The sequence below is a fragment of the Vicinamibacterales bacterium genome (genome assembly GCA_036496585.1).
In the GTDB taxonomy this organism is placed as follows: Bacteria; Acidobacteriota; Vicinamibacteria; order Vicinamibacterales; family 2-12-FULL-66-21; genus JAICSD01.
Genome location: DASXLB010000078.1, coordinates 37,444 through 57,323 on the forward strand (window position 1 = coordinate 37,444; position 19,880 = coordinate 57,323).

17 protein-coding genes are annotated in these 19,880 nt (G+C 67.0%); 5 read left to right on the forward strand and 12 right to left on the reverse strand.

Going from position 1 to position 19,880, the window contains the following annotated elements; translation table 11 throughout:
* Positions 1-37: 37 nt before the first annotated feature.
* The 7 genes from VGI12_21960 to VGI12_21990 all read right to left on the reverse strand — a co-directional run bounded on the left by VGI12_21960 (position 38) and on the right by VGI12_21990 (position 6,271).
* Positions 38-664 (reverse strand): L-threonylcarbamoyladenylate synthase, encoded by a 627-nt coding sequence (locus tag VGI12_21960; protein ID HEY2435350.1) that lies wholly within the window; start codon positions 662-664, stop codon positions 38-40.
* Positions 661-1,893: an MFS transporter gene (locus tag VGI12_21965; GenBank protein ID HEY2435351.1), complete on the reverse strand. Its 1,233-nt coding sequence runs from the start codon at positions 1,891-1,893 to the stop codon at positions 661-663. The genes VGI12_21960 and VGI12_21965 overlap by 4 nt, the downstream gene beginning before the upstream one ends.
* Positions 1,894-1,991: 98 nt before the next feature.
* Entirely contained in the window at positions 1,992-2,978 is a 987-nt protein-coding gene (glpX, locus tag VGI12_21970; GenBank protein HEY2435352.1) for a class II fructose-bisphosphatase, read from the reverse strand.
* 42 nt (positions 2,979-3,020) lie between these two features.
* The gene (locus tag VGI12_21975) at positions 3,021-4,223 is read right to left on the reverse strand and encodes an acyl-CoA dehydrogenase family protein (protein HEY2435353.1); all 1,203 of its coding nucleotides are present in this window, start codon (positions 4,221-4,223) and stop codon (positions 3,021-3,023) included.
* Between the two features lie 58 nt (positions 4,224-4,281).
* Positions 4,282-5,073, reverse strand: a complete 792-nt coding sequence (locus tag VGI12_21980; protein ID HEY2435354.1) for an SAM-dependent chlorinase/fluorinase — start codon at positions 5,071-5,073, stop codon at positions 4,282-4,284.
* Position 5,074: 1 nt separating this feature from the next.
* Complete coding sequence (locus VGI12_21985; protein HEY2435355.1) at positions 5,075-5,740, reverse strand: class I SAM-dependent methyltransferase; 666 nt, start codon at positions 5,738-5,740, stop codon at positions 5,075-5,077.
* 81 nt (positions 5,741-5,821) lie between these two features.
* Positions 5,822-6,271 (reverse strand): polymer-forming cytoskeletal protein, encoded by a 450-nt coding sequence (locus VGI12_21990; protein ID HEY2435356.1) that lies wholly within the window; start codon positions 6,269-6,271, stop codon positions 5,822-5,824.
* A 297-nt stretch (positions 6,272-6,568) separates the two neighbouring features.
* Between VGI12_21990 and VGI12_21995 the strand changes: the two genes are divergently transcribed.
* Together VGI12_21995 and mnmA are read left to right on the forward strand one after the other, a co-directional pair.
* Positions 6,569-7,720, forward strand: coding sequence for a cysteine desulfurase family protein (locus VGI12_21995; protein HEY2435357.1), 1,152 nt, complete (start codon positions 6,569-6,571; stop codon positions 7,718-7,720).
* A gap of 22 nt (positions 7,721-7,742) precedes the next feature.
* Positions 7,743-8,825 (forward strand): tRNA 2-thiouridine(34) synthase MnmA, encoded by a 1,083-nt coding sequence (mnmA, locus tag VGI12_22000; protein HEY2435358.1) that lies wholly within the window; start codon positions 7,743-7,745, stop codon positions 8,823-8,825.
* 12 nt (positions 8,826-8,837) lie between these two features.
* On the opposite strand, the gene trxB is transcribed toward mnmA, so the two are convergent.
* The 4 genes from trxB to VGI12_22020 are packed head-to-tail and all read right to left on the reverse strand — an operon-like array spanning position 8,838 to position 14,070.
* The gene (gene trxB / locus VGI12_22005; GenBank protein HEY2435359.1) at positions 8,838-9,812 is read right to left on the reverse strand and encodes a thioredoxin-disulfide reductase; all 975 of its coding nucleotides are present in this window, start codon (positions 9,810-9,812) and stop codon (positions 8,838-8,840) included.
* Positions 9,809-10,138, reverse strand: a complete 330-nt coding sequence (trxA, locus tag VGI12_22010) for a thioredoxin (protein HEY2435360.1) — start codon at positions 10,136-10,138, stop codon at positions 9,809-9,811. Before trxA ends, trxB begins: the two co-directional genes overlap by 4 nt.
* Positions 10,139-11,719 carry a glycogen synthase GlgA gene (gene glgA / locus VGI12_22015; GenBank protein HEY2435361.1) on the reverse strand — a complete coding sequence of 527 codons (1,581 nt, stop codon included), beginning with the start codon at positions 11,717-11,719 and terminating at the stop codon, positions 10,139-10,141.
* Positions 11,716-14,070, reverse strand: a complete 2,355-nt coding sequence (locus tag VGI12_22020; protein ID HEY2435362.1) for a sulfatase-like hydrolase/transferase — start codon at positions 14,068-14,070, stop codon at positions 11,716-11,718. Before VGI12_22020 ends, glgA begins: the two co-directional genes overlap by 4 nt.
* Before the next feature lie 276 nt (positions 14,071-14,346).
* Here VGI12_22020 and VGI12_22025 point away from each other — a divergent pair, with 276 nt between their 5' ends.
* The 3 genes from VGI12_22025 to VGI12_22035 all read left to right on the forward strand — a co-directional run bounded on the left by VGI12_22025 (position 14,347) and on the right by VGI12_22035 (position 18,555).
* Positions 14,347-14,670: a hypothetical protein gene (locus tag VGI12_22025; GenBank protein ID HEY2435363.1), complete on the forward strand. Its 324-nt coding sequence runs from the start codon at positions 14,347-14,349 to the stop codon at positions 14,668-14,670.
* Between the two features lie 18 nt (positions 14,671-14,688).
* A complete protein-coding gene (locus VGI12_22030) occupies positions 14,689-17,427 on the forward strand; it encodes a TonB-dependent receptor (GenBank protein HEY2435364.1) in 2,739 nt (912 codons plus the stop codon).
* 279 nt (positions 17,428-17,706) lie between these two features.
* Entirely contained in the window at positions 17,707-18,555 is an 849-nt protein-coding gene (locus VGI12_22035) for a formate dehydrogenase accessory protein FdhE (protein ID HEY2435365.1), read from the forward strand.
* A 132-nt stretch (positions 18,556-18,687) separates the two neighbouring features.
* On the opposite strand, the gene VGI12_22040 is transcribed toward VGI12_22035, so the two are convergent.
* Positions 18,688-19,560 carry a serine hydrolase gene (locus tag VGI12_22040; protein HEY2435366.1) on the reverse strand — a complete coding sequence of 291 codons (873 nt, stop codon included), beginning with the start codon at positions 19,558-19,560 and terminating at the stop codon, positions 18,688-18,690.
* Positions 19,561-19,880: the final 320 nt, after the last annotated feature.

The following is a 19,880-nucleotide window of genomic DNA, read 5'->3' on the forward strand; positions in this document are numbered from 1 at the left end:
CGACGGCTGATCCGCGCAACTCGCAAGCGTGGCGGCGTCACTGCAGCGATTCTAGCACTTTGCTCCACGCAATCGCGCCGTCGCGGAGCAGCCGCACCGGCGCGCGCGACGCGTCGACGAGCGTGGACGGCGCACCGCCGCGCACCGCGCCGGCGTCGACAATCGCGTCGAGCTCTGGCAGCGCGCGGGCCACCTCGTCAGCCGAGACCGCGGCGGGTTCGCCGGACCGATTCGCGCTGGTCGCCGTGATCGCGAACCCGACCGCGCGGGCCAGCGCCGTGGCGACGGGATGAGACGGCACGCGGACGCCGACCGTCGTCCCGCCCGCCAGCGCGTTCGGCGCGAGGTTTCCCTTCGCGTGCAGGACGATGGTGAGCGGCCCCGGCCACCAGCGCAGGGCCAGGCGGACCGCGTCGGCCGACATCTCGGCTGCTTCTCGCACCTGGGCAACGTCGGCCGCGATCATCGACAGCGCCGACGACTCGGCGCGCCCTTTCAACGCATACAGTCGCCTGACCGCCTCAGGGTTGCGCGGATCGACGGCGAGCCCGTACAGCGTGTCGGTCGGATACGCCACCACCTGCCCGCGTCGAATCAGCTCCCCCGCCGCAGCGATGGCGAGCGCGTCCGGTGAATCGGGCCGAACCTGAACGATTGTGATCACAGGTTCTCGGACACGGGTTCGTCGGTCGGGGTCGCGGCGGAGCGCTCGCTCTCGCCGCCGAAACGGTGCACGACGATCGCCAGGACGGCGAGGCACACGACGTCGAGCCCGAACACGGCCCGCCGTGACGAGGCGGCGAGCAGGCCGCAGACGACCGGGCTGACCGCGAGCCCGATGAGCGACGCCGTCGTCAGCAGGCCGAATCCGGTGCCGCGGACGTTGGCCGGGATGACCGCCGCGGCGGCGGTGTACGACGCGGTAGTGCCGATGCCGATCGCCAGCCCGAAGAACGGCGTCGCGAGAAACAGCCAGCCGGTACCGCGCGCCGCCGCGTAGAACGCCGCGCCCAGGCCGGCGGCCGCTGATGCGGCAGCGACGATCTCGCCGGCACGCCGCCGCTGCAGCAGCCGCGCGCACCAGTGATGACCGAGCGCGCCGGCGCCCGCCGCGATCGAGAACAGCAATCCGGAGACGAACGCCACCTGGGTCTCCGGCGTGCCGAGCTCCGCGACGAACAGCGGCAGCACCGGCCCGAAGCTGCGATCGACGAACTGGAATCCGAATATCACCACCGCCATGAGCAGGAAGTTCTCGAAGGCCAGTACGTTCCTGAAGGTGACGGGCGGATCCGAGTCCTTCCGCTCATCGCCATGCGTCCTGACGCCGCGCTCGTCGTACATGACTAGCACCAGGATGAACGCGATCAGATAGAACGCGGCGGTGACGAAAAACGCGCGCCGCAGCCCGACGAGTGCCGCAATCGTCCCGCCAAACACCGGACCGAGCGCCGGCCCGAGCCGCTGGGCCGTCTGCACGGTGCCGATCGCCTGCGCCATCCGCCCTTCCGGCGCCGAGTCGGCCGCCATGGTGAGCGTGAGCGCACCGTAGCCGGCGAACAATCCCTGAAACGCGCGCAGGGCAAATACGTGCCAGGGCCGGGTCACGAACGCCATCGCCGACATCACGACCACGAAGCTGCCGAGCGAACGCTCGACCATGATCTTGCGCCCGAAGCGATCGGCCAGCCGTCCCCAGGCCGGCGAGAGCATCGCCGTGAGCGCCGGCGTGACGCCAAGGCTCAGTCCCGACCACATCGCCAGGCGGCCCACGTCGGAGACGCCGAGCTCGCTGAAGTAGAGCGGCAGGAACGGCATCACCAGCGTGAAGCCCATGAAGCCGATGAAGCTGGCGGCCGTAACGGCGAACAGATTACGGCCCTGCGAAGACACGCGCTACACGCTATCGCAGGACGCCGATCGGCGCGAGGCAAGGCAGCGAACGAGCACTGTGATTGGGGAGTCCGAGGGGCAGAGGAGCTCCGATGACATCAGAATCGAATGCGCGCCGTCCGATTCCGATCCACGTGAATCGTGTCGATGAAGCGGATGCGGGCGGGATCGCTCTGCATGACGATCGAGCTGGTGCGGGTGCCGTCGCCGAAGAAGCGGACGCCGCGCATCAGGGTCCCGTCGGTCACGCCGGTCGCGGCGAAGATGATCCCCTCGCCCGAGGCCAGCTCCTTCGACGTGTAGATTCGGCCGGGCTCGGCGCCCATCGCGCGGCAGCGCTGCTCGTCCTCGGCGGTGCGCACCACGAGTCGCCCGAAAATCTCGCCGTTGAGGCAGCGCATCGCCGCCGCCGTCAGCACGCCTTCCGGCGCCCCCCCGGTGCCCATGACGGCATGCACGCCGGTGCCGACGACCGCGGCAGCGATGCCGGCCGACAGATCGCCGTCCCCGATCAAGCGAATCCGGGCGCCGGTCGCGCGGATCTCCTCGATCAGCTTCTGGTGCCGAGGCCGGTCGAGCACGACGACGACCAGATCCTCGACATCGCGATCGAGGCAACCGGCGATCGCCTTCAGGTTCTCGTCGACCGGAGCGTCGAGGCTGACCGCCTGCTGCGCGGTCGCGCCGACCACGAGCTTCTCCATGTAGAGGTCGGGCGCGTGCAACAACCCTCCCTTGCTCGAGGCAGCCAGCACCGCAATGGCGTTGGGCGCGCCGGTCGCGCAGAGATTCGTCCCCTCGAGCGGATCGACGGCGATGTCGACCGTCGGCAGCATCCCCCAGGGAAACTTTCCCTTCGCTCCCATGCCGACCCGCTCGCCGATGTAGAGCATCGGCGCGCGGTCGCGCTCCCCTTCTCCAATCACGATGGTGCCGTCGATCGGCACGGTGTCGAGGGCCTCGCGCATCGCCGCGACGGCCGCCTGATCTGACTTGTGGTTGTCGCCCTGCCCCATCGTGTGCGCGCAGGCCAGCGCCGCCTGCTCCACGACACGCAGAAAATCGAGCGACAAATCAGAGTTCACGGTTCACCATCCACCCGTAGGCCGGACCCTCAGACCCGGCGTCTAACCCTGGTACGGCGGCAGCTCGCAGCGCGTCGGCTTGTCGACGCGGTAGCCGAGCAGGTAGTCGGCCTGCATGATCTTGTGGATTTCGCGCGTGCCCTCGTAGATGACGGCCCCTTTGCAGTTGCGATAGAAGCGGCCGGCCGGGTACTCGTCGGAGTAGCCGTTGGCGCCGTGCACCTGCACGCAGTCGCCGGCCGCGCGCTCGGACGCCACGGTCGCGAACCATTTGGCGAGACCGGTTTCTCGCGTATTGCGGCGACCGGTGTTCTTGAGGACGCCGGAGCGCAACCACAGCAGCCGCGCCGCCTGATAGTCGCTCTCCATGTGCGCGATCATTTCCTTGACCAGCTGGTGCTGCCCGATCTCGACCCCGAACGTCTGGCGCTGCTTCGCGTACTTCACGCTGGCGTCACGGCAGGCGCGGATCAGGCCGGTCGCGCCGGCGGCCACGGTATAGCGCCCCTGGTCGAGCGCGAACATCGCGATCTTGAAGCCCTCGCCTTCCCGTCCGACGAGGTTCTCGGCCGGCACTTCCACCTCGTCCATCTTGAAGTAGCCGGTGTTGCCGGCCAGGATGCCCCACTTCTCCTTGAGCGTCCCGCTCGAGAACCCCGCGAAGCCGCGCTCGACGATGAACGCGCTGATGCCCGAGGGGTCCTTCTGCTTCTTCTTCGACAGATCGGTCCAGGCGAAGACGAGGAAGTTGTCGGCCACGTCGGCGAGCGAAATCCACATCTTCTCGCCGCTGAGGAGGTAGCGGTCCCCTCTCTTCACCGCGACGGACTGCATGCCGCGGACATCGCTGCCAGCGGCCGGCTCGGTCAGCCCGTAGGTCGCGATCTTCGTCCCCTGCGCCTGCGGGACGAGATACTGCTGCTTCTGCGCCTCGCTGCCCCAGGTCAGCAGCGTCAGGCAGTTGAGCCCGGCGTGCACCGACATGATCACCCGCAGCGACGTGTCGACGTACTCGAGCTCCTCGCTGATGATGCCGAGGCTGACGTAGTCCATCCCGGCGCCGCCGTACTGTGCCGGCACCGACGCGCCCAGGAGTCCCAACTCCGCCATCTGCGGAAAGATGCGGGGATCGAAGCGGTGCTCGCGATCCAGATCCTTGATCCGGGGCGCAATCTCTCGCGCGCCCCACTCGCGGACCGATTGTTCGAGCAGCCGCTGTTCTTCGGTGAGATCGAAATCGAGCATAGGCGAGGCATTCTACCGCGGCGCCGCAAACTGCCAAGCGCCAACCAGGTCGGTCTCGTTACCCCTGCCGCGAAACCGTCACCGTCGCGCCGCGGCCCAGCGAGAGGCGGCCGGCGGCGCTCGAGGACGGCGCCGCGAGTTCGAGGTGGTCGGTACTCCCGAACAGCGCGCCGACGCCGTCGCCGGGCAGCTCCGCGTAGGTGGCGACGAGACGTTCGATGCGCTGACCGTCGGCGTCGATCGCGATCGCGCCGCCGATGCCCAGCCGCTCGACGGATTTTCGATCGATGTTGGTGACCAGGTTGCCAAACCGGTCGACGCGCACGACGACGCCGAGGACCCGATCGGCGGTCGAGTCCGGCTGCGGGATGTCGATCTTGTGCACATCCGCGACCTGACGTCCGAGCGCCGGCAACTGGGTGCCCTTCGCCAGCCAGGCCGCCGCGGGCGCGAATCGGTCGCGCCCCTCGAACGTGCGGCTCACCGTCGGACGCGCGTAGCGGCGTTCGGTCAGCTCGACGACCTTCTTGGCGGGGATCTCACGGAGCACCTGCGTCAGCACGCCGTTGTCGGGCGCGACGAACCGGTAGTCGCCGGTATCGACGGCGATGCCGCGCCGCGACGAGCCGACGCCGGGGTCGACCACCGCCACGAAAATCGTCCCGACCGGAAAGTACTTGTAGGCGGCCGCCAGCTCCAGCGCGCCGGTGAGCACGTCGTGCGCGGGAATGTCGTGCGTGACGTCGACGAGCGTCGCGTCGGGGCAGATGCCGAGCATCACCCCCTTCATCGTCCCCGCGTAGTGATCGACCGTACCGAAGTCGGTCAGGATCGCGATGACAGGACGCACGTCACGCTCGCTTCCTGAACAGGATTTCGCGCGTGTTGCTCTTGAGGAGAAACGACTCCGAGACGTTGAGTCCGTCGAACATCTTGATGATGTCGCGATTCTGCAGCACGAACTTGGGACCGCCGGTGCCCGTGTGGTGACGGTGCCGCAGCGACTGCGATTCCTCGACGATCTCGAACTTCGTGAACGGCGCGCGCTCGACGGCCTTGGTGCAGAAGAACCCCATGAGCGCGCCGCCAGGGCGGAGAACGCGGACGACCTGCTGCGCCACCAGCTTTGCCGCTGGCACCTCGAGGAAGTCGAAGATGTCCCAGCAGAGCACGCCGTCGACGCTGCCGTCGGCCTGCGTGAAGCGCGCCACCAGTGAGGCCGCAAGGACGTCGCGCGTGCCGGCGCGCATGTGCCTGTCGATCTCGGTCGCCAGGTCCTCGATGAACAGCTTGCAGCCGAGATGTTCGCCGAAGTAGCCGACGTTGGTGCCGATCACCGGCCCGAAGTCCACGAGCACTGGCGCGTCGCGATTGGCCAGCGCGCCGACGAACTTCGGGAGTGCCTTGGAGGCGACCACCGGATCGGGGCCTTTCGGCGCAGGGGCGTCCCCAACTCCGCCGCCGGCGGAGGTGTTCGGGCGCTTGGCGCCGAACTTGAGGAGATCGGAAATCGACACGGGGAATAAAGACGGGCTATCCGGGTTCTTCGGGGCGCACCCGAAGAACCCCGAGGAACCTGGAGAACCCGAAAAACCCGTCTAGCGCGAACCTGCCGCTGCCGGCGCGGGCTGCGACGCCGACTGTGCCGGCGCGCTGGTGCCGGCTGCCGGCTTGCCTTCGGTCGACTTGCCTTCTGTCGACTTGCTGCCGCCGCCGCTGCCGCCGCTGCGCTGCATGTCGATGCTGCCGCGGAAATGCGCGCCCTCCGCGATGGCGACGCGCGGCGCTGCGATGTCGCCGTCGATCGAGCCGTTGTCGCGAAGGTCGACTTTCTCGGACGCCGTCACGTTGCCGGTGACCTCGCCTAGGATGATGACTGACTTGGCAAACACCTGCGCCTTGATCTTCCCGTTGGGGCCGATGGTCAGGACGTTCTGGCGCAGCTCGATCTTCCCTTCGACGTGTCCTTCGATGGTCAGATCTTCGCTGCCGGTGAGTTCCCCTTTGATGACGACGGACTTGCCGATATTCACGGGACCCTTCTCCATTCCGCGAATCCCTTCGCTCGACCGCTCCGTCGCCGGCGCGGGGTTGGTTGTCTGGATTGGCTGGGGGCTCTGCGCTCCCGCTGGAGTCGGGCCACTCCCGCCAGGCGGCGCTGGCTTCACCGAATCATCCCGTTTCCACATAACGCACTCTCCACCTGTCCCGAGTTAACCTCGCAGGGTGTCTCAGTTTCGGTCTGGCAACAATTCCGGTCAGTATAGACATCGCTCTCGGGCCCTGTCTAGTCCTTTTACTGCTGCGAGTTAGGGCGGAATGCTACAATTTGGAAATGTGGGAGCATGAGGGCCTACTTCGATCATAACGCCACTACGCCGCCGGCCCCAGAAACTGTCGAGGTCGTGGTGCGCGCGCTCGCAGGCGAGTTCGGCAACCCCTCGAGCGTGCACCATTTCGGCCAGCGCGCCAAGGCGCTGCTCGATGAGGCGCGCTCGTCGGTGGCGGCGCTCATAGGCGGCGAGCCCGGCGAGATTGTGTTCACCAGCGGTGGCACCGAGTCGGACAACCTCGCGCTGCGAGGTGCCGCCGAGGCGCTCGAGCCCAGCGGACGTCGCCACATCGTGACCTCGGGCATCGAGCACGAGGCCGTGCTCAACACTGTCAAGGCGCTCGTCAAGCGCGGGTGGACTTCAACCATTCTGCCGGTTGGCGCCACCGGCATCGTCTCGCCGGGCGCGCTCGCTGCCGCGATGACGCCAGCCACCGCGGTGGTCTCGGTGATGCACGCCAACAACGAGATCGGCACCGTGCAGCCGATCGCCGATCTGGCTGCTGTCGCCCACGAGCATGGCGCGCTCTTCCACACCGACGCCGTGCAGACGGCGGGCAAGCTTCCCGTCAACGTCAAGACGCTCGGCATCGATCTGCTGACGCTCTCGGCGCACAAGTTCAACGGCCCCAAGGGAGCCGGCGCGCTCTGGATCCGCCGCGGCACGCGGTTGGTATCGACGATGACCGGTGGTAAGCACGAGCGGAACCGCCGCGGCGGCACGGAGAACGTCCCAGGCATCGCCGGTATGGGCGTCGCGGCGGGGTTGGCGCGCGTCAAGCTGCCTACCGAGGCACCGCGCCTCGGCGCGCTCCGCGATCGACTCGAGCGCGGGATCCTCGATCGCGTCGCCGCCACCGCGCTCAACGGCGCGCCGGCGCCGCGCGTCCCGAATACCACGAACATCAGCTTCGACGGCGTCGAAGCGGAATCGCTGCTCATCGCGCTCGACCTCGAAGGGTTCGCCGTCTCGACCGGATCGGCCTGTTCGTCCGGCACGCTGGAGCCGTCGCACGTGCTGCGCGCAATGGGCCTGCCGGCGCACCGCACGCAGAACTCCATCCGCTTCAGCCTCGGGCTCGGTAACGACGAGACGCAGGTCGACGCGCTCCTCGCGAAGCTCCCGGCCATCGTGGAGAAGCTTCGCTCGCTGGTCCGGCGATAGCGGTGCCACGGGGGAATTGGCGATGCGCATCGTAGTCGCAATGTCGGGTGGAGTGGATTCGTCGGTCGCCGCGGCGCTGCTGGCCAGGGAGGGCCACGACGTCATCGGCCTGTCGATGCAGCTCTATGATCAGTCACCCAAGGCAGACGGCGCGCAGGCGCACGACGCCATTACGTTCGGCAGCTGCTGCACGCTCGACGACTTGTACGACGCGCGCCGCGTCGCCGCTGCCATCGGCATCCCCCACTACATCGTCAACTTCGAGCGTCGATTCGAGGAACACGTGGTGGCCGACTTCGTGCGCGAGTACGCGGCCGGACGGACGCCGATTCCGTGCGTCCACTGCAACGGCGACCTGAAGTTCGCCTCGCTCGTCGAGCGCGCGGCGGGGTTCGACGCCGAGGCGGTGGCCACCGGCCACTACGCCCGGGTTGAGTTCGACGAGCCGACCGGGCGCTATCGGCTCGCGCGCGGCGTCGACACGCAGAAGGACCAGTCCTATTTCCTGTTCACGCTGTCGCAGGCTCAGCTCGCGCACGCTCGCTTCCCCGTCGGGCACCTCGACAAGGCGGAGGTCCGCGAGCAGGCGCGCCAGCTCGGGTTGCGGGTTGCCGACAAGAAGGACAGCCAGGAGATCTGCTTCGTCGCGCCAGGCGAGCATCCCGATTTCGTGGCCGGACGCGCCGCGCTGCCGCCTGGACTGATCCGCGATCGCGACGGGCGGGAACTCGGCCGCCACGAGGGTATCCACCGTTTCACGATCGGCCAGCGGAAGGGGCTCGGCCTCTCGGCCGGCATTCCGCTCTACGTCGTCGGCATCGACGCCGCGACGGCCGCGGTCACCGTCGGCCCGCGCGAGGACCTCGAGCGGACCACGCTGACCGCGTCGCGCGTGAACTGGATCGGCGGCGACATTCCGGGGGCGCCACTCCGCGCGCACGCGCGCATCCGCCACCGCCATGCCGAGGCGGTCGCCACGATCACGCCGCTCGACGGCGATCGAGCCGGTGTCGTCTTCGATACGCCACAGAGCGCGATCACGCCAGGCCAGGCGGTGGTGTTCTACGAGGGCGAGTACGTGCTGGGCGGCGGCTGGATCGACTGAGCAGTCGTACCGCTAGGCGTTGACCGCCGTCTCACCCATGTGCTGGGGCAGGCCTTCGAGGTATTTCTCCGCGTCGATCGCGGCCATGCAGCCGGATCCGGCGGCGGTGATCGCCTGGCGGTAAACGTGATCCTGCACGTCGCCGCATGCGAACACCCCGGGAACACTCGTCCGCGTGCCGGAGCGCGTGATGATGTAGCCGTTCGCGTCGGTGTCGAGATGGTTCCTGAAGAGCGTCGTGTTCGGTGTGTGGCCGATCGCGACGAACACCCCGTCGACGGCGATCTCTTTTCGCTCGCCGGTGACGCTGTTCCGCAGAGCCATCGCCGTCACCTCGCCCTTGCCGGTGTCCTTGATCTCTTCGATTTCGGTGTTCCACTCGAACGAGATCTTGGGGTTGGCGAACGCCTTGTCCTGCATGATCTTCGAGGCGCGCAGCGTCTCGCGGCGGTGGACGACGGTGACGCTCGAGGCAAAGCGCGTCAGGAACATCGCTTCTTCCATCGCCGAGTCGCCGCCGCCGACGACGGCGATCGGCTTGCCGCGAAAGAAATAGCCGTCGCAGGTCGCGCAGGTCGAGACGCCGTGGCCGATGAGCGCGCGCTCAGAGGGCAGCCCGAGCAGCCGCGCCGATGCACCCGTCGCGATGATCAGCGTGCGGCAGCTGTATTCGGCGTCCGAGGTCTTGACGGTGTAGGGGCGCGCCAGCAGATCGACCGAGGTGACGTGCCCGCGGATGACCTCGGCGCCGAAGTGCTCCGCCTGCGCGCGCATCTCGGTCATCAGGTCTGGGCCCATGATGCCGTTGCGGTGCCCGGGGAAGTTCTCGACGAGTGTCGTCAACATGAGCTGGCCGCCGGCCTCGAGCCCCTCGATGATGAGCGGCTTGAGATTCGCCCGGGCGGTGTACAGCGCGGCAGTAAGCCCTGCGGGTCCAGACCCGATGATGATGACGTTCCGCACCCCGCGCCCCTGCGACTCGTTCATGCGACGTGTTTGTCGATGACCTTCTTCAGCGAGTCCTTGTCGGCGAGACCGACGACCTGCTCGACGACCTGGCCCCCCTTGAACAGCAGCAGCGTCGGGATGCCGCGGATGCTGAACTTGGACGCCGTATTGGGGTTGTCGTCCACGTTCAGCTTTCCGACGACCACTTTACCGTCGTAGTCCGAAGCGAGCTCGTCCACAGTCGGCGCCAGCCGCTTACAAGGGCCGCACCACTCCGCCCAGAAATCGACCAGCACGGGTTTGCCGGCGTTGATCGTGTTGTCGAAGTTGTCGTCGGTAAACGTCTGAACCTTCTCGGATGCCATTCAATAACCTCTATATACTTTGACATACTCCCGGGCTGAAACGTCCCAGGAGAAATCCCGCCGCATCGCGTTCCGCTGGAAATGCTTCCAGGTCTTGGGGTTCGCAAACGCCCGGACGGCACGCGCGATCGCCTCGAGCAGCGCCTCCGGCGTGTAGTCCTCGAACTTGAAGCCGGTGCCGCCATCGGGCGATCGGTCCGCGTCGACCACGGTGTCCTCGAGTCCGCCCGTCGCCCTGACGATCGGCAGCGTGCCGTAGCGCTGGCTGTACATCTGATTGAGCCCACACGGCTCGTACCACGACGGCATCAGGAAGATGTCGGCCCCCCCCTCGATGAGATGCGCCAGCCCGTCGTCGAAGCCGATGCGCGCCGCGACGCGATCGGGCCTGGCGGCCGACAGCCGCTTCCAGAAGTCTTCGCACCAACCGTCGCCGCTGCCTAGGATCACCCAGGAGGCGTCCGGCTCGAGGAGACGTTCGCCGGCGCCCGCGTAGAGATCGCAGCCCTTCTGCTGCGTCAGGCGCGTCACGATCCCGATGAGCGGGCGTGCCAGGGCGGCGGCGTCGATGGGAAGGCCGGCGGCTTCGAGCACCGCACGCTTGTTCGTCCGCCGCCCGGCGAGCGAGGCGGCCGTGAAGGTTGCCGCCAGATGCGCGTCGCTCGCCGGATTCCAGACGTCGGTATCGATGCCGTTGAGGATCCCGACCAGGTCTCTGGCGCGGGAGCGAAGCACGCCGTCGAACCCGAACCCGTGCTCCGGCCGCAGGATTTCGCGGGCGTAGGTCGGGCTGACCGTCGTGATGACGTCGCTCAGGACGATGCCCGCCTTGAGCGAGCTGGCGCGTCCCCAGAACTCCATGACGTCGGGGGTATAGAGATCACGTCCGAGCCCGATCCACGTCAACTCCTTCGAGTCGAAGGCTCCCTGAAACGCGAGGTTGTGTATCGTCAGCACCGTCTTGACGCCGCCGACGATCGGATCGTCGCGGAGCACCGTTCGGAGGTAGGCCGGCGCCAGCGCCGCCTGCCAGTCATGGGTGTGGATGACGGATGGCCGCGTGCCCTTGAGACGGGCATACTCGAGCGCGCCGCGGCAGAGGACCGCAAACCGGAACGCGTTGTCCCCGAACTCGCCGCGCGCATCTCCATAGAGTCCGTCGCGATCGAAGAGCGCCGGCGCATCGATGAGCACCGCCGCGACGCCGGGCTCGACCGGCTGCTCGACGAAACGCACCGGGTAGGCGTGCAGCCCGAACGGCACCTCCGCCGACCAGCCGGCCGCGTCGACCTGAGCGCCGCGGTATCTGGGGAGCACAACCGTCACCCGATGCCCCAGCCTGGCCAGCGCCCCAGGCAGCGAACTCGAGACGTCGGAAAGCCCGCCGGTGCGCGCAAACGGCCGCATCTCCGACGTGATGAACAGAATGTCGAGCTGCTCCCCCGCTGGCGCCGCGACCGACACCTCCGCTCCCTGCGCGACCTGCCGCCCTCGAGGAGCCTCCCCCTTCGCCCGACCCGCCGACCGTCGCACCTTCGGTTCCTTCGCCTCTTTCGGCTCCTTCGTGTCCTTCCCTTTCATTTCGCACCTCTGGATTCGAGCGCGCGTCCCACGGCCAGCTCGCGCGCGGCGTCGCTGCCGTGTCCCTGTTTCATCAGGGCGGCGGCGATGGCGAAGTGGCCGAGCGGAGCCACGGACGGATCCGGTTTCAGTGCCAGGCCCTTGCGCGCCAGGCGGATCGCCTCGGCGGGATCGTCGTTCGTGTCGACATACGCCTTTGCCAGAAACAGGTACCCTTCCGCGAACTGCGGATTGCCGTCGATCGCCGTCTTGAGCGAGGCCATCTGCGCGCCGATGTTGCCGTGGCGCTCGTAGAGGCGGCTCAGGTTGAACGACGCCTTGTAGGCGCCTGGATGCGCGTCGATCTCGCGGCGATATTCCGCCTCCGCGGTCGTGTCGTCGCCCCGCTGTTCGGCGATCAGCGCCAGATTGTAGTGCGCGAGCCGCACGTCCGGCTTCATCGCGAGCGCGGCGCGAATCTCGCGTTCCGCGCCAGCGCTGTCGCCGTGCCGGAAGGCGAGGGCGCCGAGCGCGTTGCGCGCCGACGCCGTTCGCGGATCGATCGCCAGCGCCTGGGTGAAATTCGCTTCCGCCTTCGCGTCCTCTCCACGATCGAGATAGATTTCGCCGATCTGATAGCGGACCTGCGCGTTTTTCGGGTCGATCGACAGGTAGCGCTCGTAGCCGGCGAGCGCGGCGTCGTCGCGACCCAGCTTGCGGTAGGCGTTCGCCATGTTGATCACCGCGAGGTCGTAGTCCGGCTTGAGCTCGAGAGCCTTCGAAAAGTATTTGATGGCGTCTTCGAAGCGGCCCACCTTGAAGTGGGCGTTGCCGAGATTGAACCACGCGTCGATGACGGCGGGATCGTCGTGGACGACCTTGGTCAGCATCGACACCACGGTGTCGAAGGAGTCCTTGTCCTTGGCGATCTCACGCGAATCGGTCATCAGATTGAAGAGCCCGATCTTGTCCTTCGGATCGGCGCGCTGGCTGGACGGGCCCGACACCGTGGCGACGAACGAGCCGACGTAACCGAGCGCCGCCAGGCGGGCGCGCGCTTCGGGATCGACCTCGGGCGCCGCCTGCGCCGCCTGCTTCGAGGGGTCGTCGTTCTCCTGCGACCGCAGCCGCGCGATCATGACATCGGCGACGCTCTTCTTCTGGTCGTAGAGGTTGGCGGTCTCGTCCGGATCGCGATCCAGGTCGTACAGCTCCGGGCGGGGCGCGTCGATCACCTTGTACTGGCCGGCGCGCCACGCCCGCAGCTCGCTCCAGCCGTAGTGGTGCAGCGGGTACAGCGCTTCGGCGTACACCTCCAGATCCAGGCGCGCCGTGGCGCCGGTCATCAGCGGTGCCAGGCTCACGCCGGCAATCCCCTTCGGCACCGGCACGCCGAGCAGATCGAGCACCGTCGGAAACAGATCGACCGTGCGCACGGGGTCGGCGACGCGGCGGCCGCGCGTCCGCTCGAACGGGGCGCGCACGATGAACGGCACGCGCATCGTGCTCTGGTAGATGAAGAAGCCGTGCGTCCCCTCCTGGTGCTGATTCAGCCCCTCGCCGTGGTCGCCGACCACCGCGATCACCGTTCGATCGAGCAGGTGATGCTGATCGAGGAAGGCGATGACGCGCGCCACCTGCGAATCGGCGAACGAGATCGCGCCGCTATAGGGATGCGTGCGGTAACGCGACGCGAACGGCTCGGGCGACAGATACGGCGAGTGCGCATCGTAGAAGTGCAGCCACGCGAAGAAGCGCCGGTCCTTGACCTTCTCCAGCCACGGCAGCGCGCGATCGACCACTTCGTTGCCCGGGCGCTTGACGTCGCCGATGCCGAAGCCGCCCGTCATCTTCGACAGGTCGAAGTCATCGACATAGGTGTCGAAGCCCTGGTTCAGGCCCCACTTGCCGTCGAGCACGTAGGCGCCGACAACCGCGCCGGTCTGAAAGCCCTGCGACTTCAGCACGGTGGCGAGCGTCTTGTGCGACGGCGCAAGGAAAAAGCCGCCGTTGTCGCGGACGCCGTGCTCGGGCGGAAAGAGACTCGTGAAGATGCTCGAATGCGACGGCAGCGTCAGCGGCGCCGCGGTCGAGGCCTGCTCGAACAGCACCCCGTCGGCCGCCAGCCGATCGAGCGTCGGCGTCTCAATGTCCTTGTAGCCGTAGGCGCCCAGACGGTCGGCGCGGGTCGTATCGAGCGTGATGACGACGAGGTTGAGCGCCTGCCGGTCGACGCCGCGCGGCAGCGGCCCGAGATCGACATTCCCCGCCGCCTTCTGCGCGCGGGGCCACCACAGCCGCGCAGCCGCCGCTCCGCCGAGGACAAGCGCCGACACCACGAACATCACGCCCCACCGGCGTGTCCTGATCACGCTCGTAATGTTGCCGCGTCGGGGCCGAAGCGTCAACGTGTAGGGGCGAACAACAGTTCGGATCCGCAATGTTGGATTTGGGACGGGACTGTGGGCGAACGATAGGACTGGATGGTGCGTTATGGATTGGCTTATCACAGCGCAAATGGCATATCGTGTGCACATGCGCGCGCATTCCGCCCAAGGGTCTCGTGTGTCCCGCGGACGGACAACCAAGGAGGAACTTTGGTGACAGTCAGGTGCACCCGAAGCTCTGCCGGCTTCCGCAGGGCCGCAATGCTGGCCATTGCCGTGACGCTCGTCCCGCTGCCGCTGCTGGCAGCCGACCACGCGACGGCCGCCCCGGCGCAGCCGCTGAAGGCGTCCATCGCCACGCACGCCAAGCGCGACGTACTGGCGACCACGCCGACCCAGACGACGGCCGCGCGCAGCGCGAAAGATCAGGCGCCCGCGCAGCGGAGCGGCGATCCGCACAGCGCCGGCTTCTTCCGGTCGCCCGCGGGCATTGCCTGCCTGGCGGTTATCGCCGGCGGCACCGGCTACGCGATCTATTCCGCCTCGCACGACCGCATCCACTCGGTCGCCCGGCAGGGTCAATAGGACATGAGGCAGACAGCGATGATCAAACGCATCACCACGCTCGCTCTCGTCCTCGCGCTGGCCGCCGGCGCGGGTATCGCCTCCGCCCAGTCGCTCACCGGCTCGGTGAAAGGAAAGGTCGTCGACGCCCAGGGCGCCGTTCTCCCGGGTGTGGTCGTCACGCTGACCGGCAAGACAGGCGCGAAGACGCAGACCACCGACGCACAGGGTGATTACCGGTTCCTCGGTCTCGAGCCCGGCCCGTACCTCGTCAAGGCCGATCTCCAGGGGTTCGTCGGCAAGGAAGAGCCCGCGCAGGTCAACGTCGGTCAGGAAGTGGCCGTCAACGTCACGATGGCGGTGGGCGCCCGCTCGGAGACCGTCAACGTCGTGGCCAACTCACTCTCGGTCGACACGACCACGTCGAAGACCGACACGGGCATCTCGCAGGATCTCCTGTTCAGCATGCCGATATCGCACGCCAATCCGGCCGTGTCGCTCCTCAACTACGCGCCGGGCATCAACAACTCCGCTGCGTTCGGCGGCTCGGCTTCGTCTGGAAACGCCCTGATGCTCGACGGCGTCGACACACGCGACCCGGAAGGCGGCACGGCCTGGACGTTCTACAACTACAACATCATCGATGACGTGCAGGTCGGCAGCCTCGGGCAGCCGGCGGAATACGGCGGCTTCACCGGCGCCATCGTCAACACGATCACCAAGTCGGGCGGCAACCGTCTGGCGAGCCTTGCTGAATACCGCTGGACCAACGACAGCCTCGGCGGCAACAACGTCTCGCAGGACATCATCAACAAGAACTCGACGCTGGCCACGCCGGTGAAAATCCTCAGTCTGAAGGACTACACCGTGCAGCTGGGCGGGCCGATCAAGCAGGACAAGCTGTTCTACTTCGGCAGCGTACAGCGCTACAACGTCGAGCAGTACAACCCGCCGGTGCGGACCGAGGTCAGCCCCCGCTTCAACTTCAAGCTGACCAGTCAGGCGACGGCCAACGACAACTTCGTCGGGTCGATTCAGTACGACCAGTACAACCAGACGGGGCGCACCGGCCTGATCCCCGGGTACGCCGTCACCAATCACTCGCAGACGATCGACCAGGATTCGCCGGAGTACATCTGGAATCTCCAATACCGCAAGGTAGTGAACTCGTCGACGTTCTTCGAGGCCAAGTACACCGGCTGGTGGGGGTACTACGACCTCAATCCCGTCAGCCCGGCGCCGGAACACTTCGACGGCGCCACGGCCGCGTATTCCGGCGGCGCGGGCTACACGGCGCAGTACGATCGCACGCGCAACCAGGTCAACGCGTCGCTCTCGAAGTACGCGCAGGCCGCCGGCCAGCACGCCTTCAAGTTCGGCGTCGAGATCGAGCGCAGCACCATTCGCGATCGTTTCATCTACTCCGGAGCGACGGCGTCGGCCCCGACGGGTGCGTACTATTACGACTACGGCGGCCCCTACCTCGCCTACGGCTACTCGTATGACCTCCAAGGTAAGAACAAGCGGGAGTCGTACTACGCGCAGGATCAGTGGCGTACCGGCCGTCTGACCGCCAACCTCGGCCTGCGTCTCGACAGCATCCGCGGCGAAGCGGCCACCACGGGACAGCAGCTCTACTCCACCCACTCGTTCGGGCCGCGCCTCGGCGTTGCCTACGACCTGACCGGCAAGGGCAACTCCGTGCTGCGGGCCTTCTACGGCCAGATGTACGAAGCTGCGGTGTTCTCGTCGTGGAGCCGCGCCGTGCCGGGCTTGACGCCGACCTTCACGTATGAAGTCGGCCCCGACGGCACGTCGCTCACCCCGATCGACAGCACGCAGCGGACCTACGCCGTCAACAAGGACGGCCTCAAGCAGCCGCGCGTCGACGAGTTCAACTTCGCCGTCGAACATCGCCTGAATCAGACGTTCAAGATCACGGCGACGGGGATCTTCCGCGACTGGAAGAACTTCATCAACTCGACGCTCGACAACGCCGTCTGGCAGCCGTTCACGTCCACCAACGGGATCACCGGCCAGCCCTACACGACCTACAAGTGGGCGAACCGAACGTCTGTCCCGCAATTCACGATCTCGAACATCGATACCGTGACCTACCAATTGGCCGACGGGTCGACGGTGACGACGCCGAAAGCCGCGCGCACGTATCGGGGTGCGATGTTCGTATTGCAGCGGGCGCTCAGGGACCACTGGCAGGCGCAGGTGTCCTACGTGCTGTCGAAAACCGACGGAACGGTCAACAACAGCAGCTCCGCCGGCATCTCGAGCGGCCAGTACGAAACACCGAACACCGCGCTCATCAACACCGACGGCGCGACCGCCTTCGACGTCCGTCACGAGTTCAAGGCGTTCGGGTCGTACCAGATCCCGAAGATCGACGTGATGGCGAGCGCGTACTTCCTGTTCACATCCGGCACGCCATACAACGGCCAGGCCCGCTTCTCTGGCTCGAGTCTGAACTGGACCTCGTCGCAGATCATCAATCTCGAGGCGCCGGGCACGCATCGCAACGACGCTCTGCACACCGTCGACATGCGGTTCGAGAAGCTGGTCAACGTCGCGGGCAACCGCTTCGGCGTCTACTCGGATATCTCGAACCTGTTCAACAGCGGATCCGTGATTACCACCCAGGTCCGCTACCCGAGCCTCACGCTCAGCGACCCCGCCACCGGCAACAGCGTGGTCGTACCCTACGGCGCTCCGCGGTCACTGAACGCGGCGCGGCAGGTCACATTCGGGTTCCGCTGGTCGTTTTAAGGCAGAAGGACAGGAAGGAAACGAAGGCTCGAAGGAGCTGAAGACACGAAGGAACGGGCGGCCCACTCGGGGCCGCCCGTTTTTTTTGAGATCAGAGCGACGCGAACGATCTCGCCACGTCCGACGATCTGCCCCGCGAGGCGGGATCGCCCCGTAATCTGACGCAGCCATCGGCGAACGAGCCTCGGGATCGGCACGGGCCACGTGGCGGTGAGCGAGAGTGGGCTTTCGGCGGTCCGACGGGCGACGCACCTCGGTTGAGATTAGAATCAAACCAACGTGGACAAGCCGAAAACGCAGCGCCCCGAACCGCGGGAGATCGTGGAACTGCGGCAGTTGAGGGAGGACCAGCCCGATCTGGCCCAGATGATCGACCTCCAGATCCAGTTGCTGCAGCTCCAGCGGCGCGTGCAGGTGCGGGTGCCCCTGCCGACGATGAATCTCGATGCCGCGGTGCTGGCGACGGCGCTGGCGGCCGGCAAACCGATCCTCACCTTCGACCAGCTTCCCATCGACTGGAGCGATCTGCGTTTCCTCGTCCGCTCCACCGCCGACGCGATGCGCACGCACGACGCGATCGAGTCCGACGACTACCGGCGTATCGAGGTGCTGTCGCGCGACGCGGAGCGGCTGGCGCCCGCCGTTCGCAACTGGTATGAGACGGCTCGCCCGGTGCCCGCGGGCGGCGGCGAGGCGTCCCCCGACATCGCCGGCCTGGAGCCGCTGCTCGTCCAGGCGATGCGGCCGTTCCTGTTGCGTTGCGCCGATGCCGTCATGGCGCGCGCGACCTTCGCCGGCTGGGAGCACGGCAATTGCCCCCTGTGCGGCGGCGAACCCGATTTCTCGGCGATTACGCCCGCCGCCGAGCGGCTGCTGATCTGCTCACGCTGCACGACACGCTGGCGCTTCTCGCAGATCGGCTGCCCGTTCTGCCTGAACGCCGACCGCAGCCGGATTACCTCGTTCGCGACGCGCGACGGGCTGTACCGACTCAACGGCTGTGACGTGTGCCAGCGGTATCTGAAGGCCTACGACGGCCGCAACGCCCGCCGCCCCGTGATGCCGGTCGTCGACGCGCTCGCCACGCTCACGCTCGATGCGGCCGCCGTGCAACGGGGCTATCGCTGACGACTGCCGTCCGTGGCTCACGCCTTCCGCCTGACCGAACGCTGAAGCAGGACGGCTGCGGCTAAAAAAGAAAAAGGACCGGCGTGACACGCCGGTCCACAAACTGGAAGCCGAAAGCCGGAAAAGCGGCTGTTACCGGGACGCCTGGTCTTTGAACGCGTCGCCGGTCTTCGAATTCAACCAGGAGAACAGGTGCCGGGTCTCCCAGAAGCGTCCGTTGTTCGAGTGGGCGCCGAGCACGACGACCGCCACCGGATTCCCCTGCGGCAGCCGCAGCAGCGAGGCCAGGCAGTAGCCGGACTTGCTGATGAAGCCGGTCTTCGCGCCCATGACTTCGACGTCCCCCGCGAGCAGGATGTGGTTCGTGCTGTGGATTGGAATCTGCCGGCGGTTGGTCGTCACCGTGTAGGTCGGGGTGCGCATGATCGACGCGATGCGCTCGTCGCTCGCGGCGAAGGTAATGAGATGGGAGAGATCGAACGCCGACGACATGTTGTTGGCGTTGAGGCCAGACGGATCCGCGAAGCTGGTGTTCTGAAGACCGAGCTCGATCGCCTTCTCGTTCATCCGCTCGACGAAGGAGGCGGTTCCGCCGTGCGAGGACCGCGCCAGGGCGCGCGCGGCGCCGTTGTCCGACGGAATCAGCAGCAGGTGCAGCAGTTCGCCGGCGGTGACCTTGTCACCCGCTTTCAGGTAGGTGGTCGAGGCGGCGAACACGTCGCTGCGTTCGACCACGAGCTCCTGATTCAAGTCGGGGTTGTCTTCGAGGAAGACGAGCGCCGTCATCACCTTGGTGATGCTGGCGATCGATCGCTTCTCCTGCGAGTTGTCCTCGTAGAGCACCTGCCCCGTCGACGGATCGAAAACAATCGCCGCCGCGGCGCGGACATCGGGGACCAGCTGGCCGTTCGCGTCGGTCTTGAACTGCGGCGTCATCGCCGCCTGCAGATCGGCCAGCCCTCTCAGCCGAGTATGTTCACGGGCGCGCGCTGAGGCCCTGGCCACGGCGAGATTCGCGCGCCTGGCGTTGGCGGCCTTCGCCGAATAGGCGGTCGCGGGCTTCCGTGCTGCGGCGGACGTGGAGGTGGATGTCGTCGATGCCACCGAGGCGGTCGAGGCAGCCGGCTTAGCAGCAGTCGACGTCGCCCGGTGAACGGGTTTCTTATGGATGGTCGTCGTCGCGGCGGCGGCAGATCCAGGAAAACAGATCACGACGCCCAGCAGCGTCGAGGCCAATCTAGCGACAATCGGACGTGGTACGCGCACGAATCCTCCGGGGCATCCGCCCAAGCCGCACTGCTGGGAGCGGCCGCTTGGACCTGTTG

What these genes read in the sequence shown, in the direction of transcription:
- VGI12_21975 (HEY2435353.1), bottom strand. Translation starts at nt 4,223, where the DNA reads ATGCTCGATTTCGATCTCACCGAAGAACAGCGGCTGCTCGAACAATCG.
- VGI12_21990 (HEY2435356.1), bottom strand. Translation starts at nt 6,271, where the DNA reads ATGGAGAAGGGTCCCGTGAATATCGGCAAGTCCGTCGTCATCAAAGGG.
- VGI12_21995 (HEY2435357.1), top strand. Translation starts at nt 6,569, where the DNA reads ATGAGGGCCTACTTCGATCATAACGCCACTACGCCGCCGGCCCCAGAA.
- mnmA (HEY2435358.1), top strand. Translation starts at nt 7,743, where the DNA reads ATGCGCATCGTAGTCGCAATGTCGGGTGGAGTGGATTCGTCGGTCGCC.
- trxB (HEY2435359.1), bottom strand. Translation starts at nt 9,812, where the DNA reads ATGAACGAGTCGCAGGGGCGCGGGGTGCGGAACGTCATCATCATCGGG.
- trxA (HEY2435360.1), bottom strand. Translation starts at nt 10,138, where the DNA reads ATGGCATCCGAGAAGGTTCAGACGTTTACCGACGACAACTTCGACAAC.
- glgA (HEY2435361.1), bottom strand. Translation starts at nt 11,719, where the DNA reads ATGAAAGGGAAGGACACGAAGGAGCCGAAAGAGGCGAAGGAACCGAAG.
- VGI12_22025 (HEY2435363.1), top strand. Translation starts at nt 14,347, where the DNA reads ATGCTGGCCATTGCCGTGACGCTCGTCCCGCTGCCGCTGCTGGCAGCC.
- VGI12_22030 (HEY2435364.1), top strand. Translation starts at nt 14,689, where the DNA reads ATGATCAAACGCATCACCACGCTCGCTCTCGTCCTCGCGCTGGCCGCC.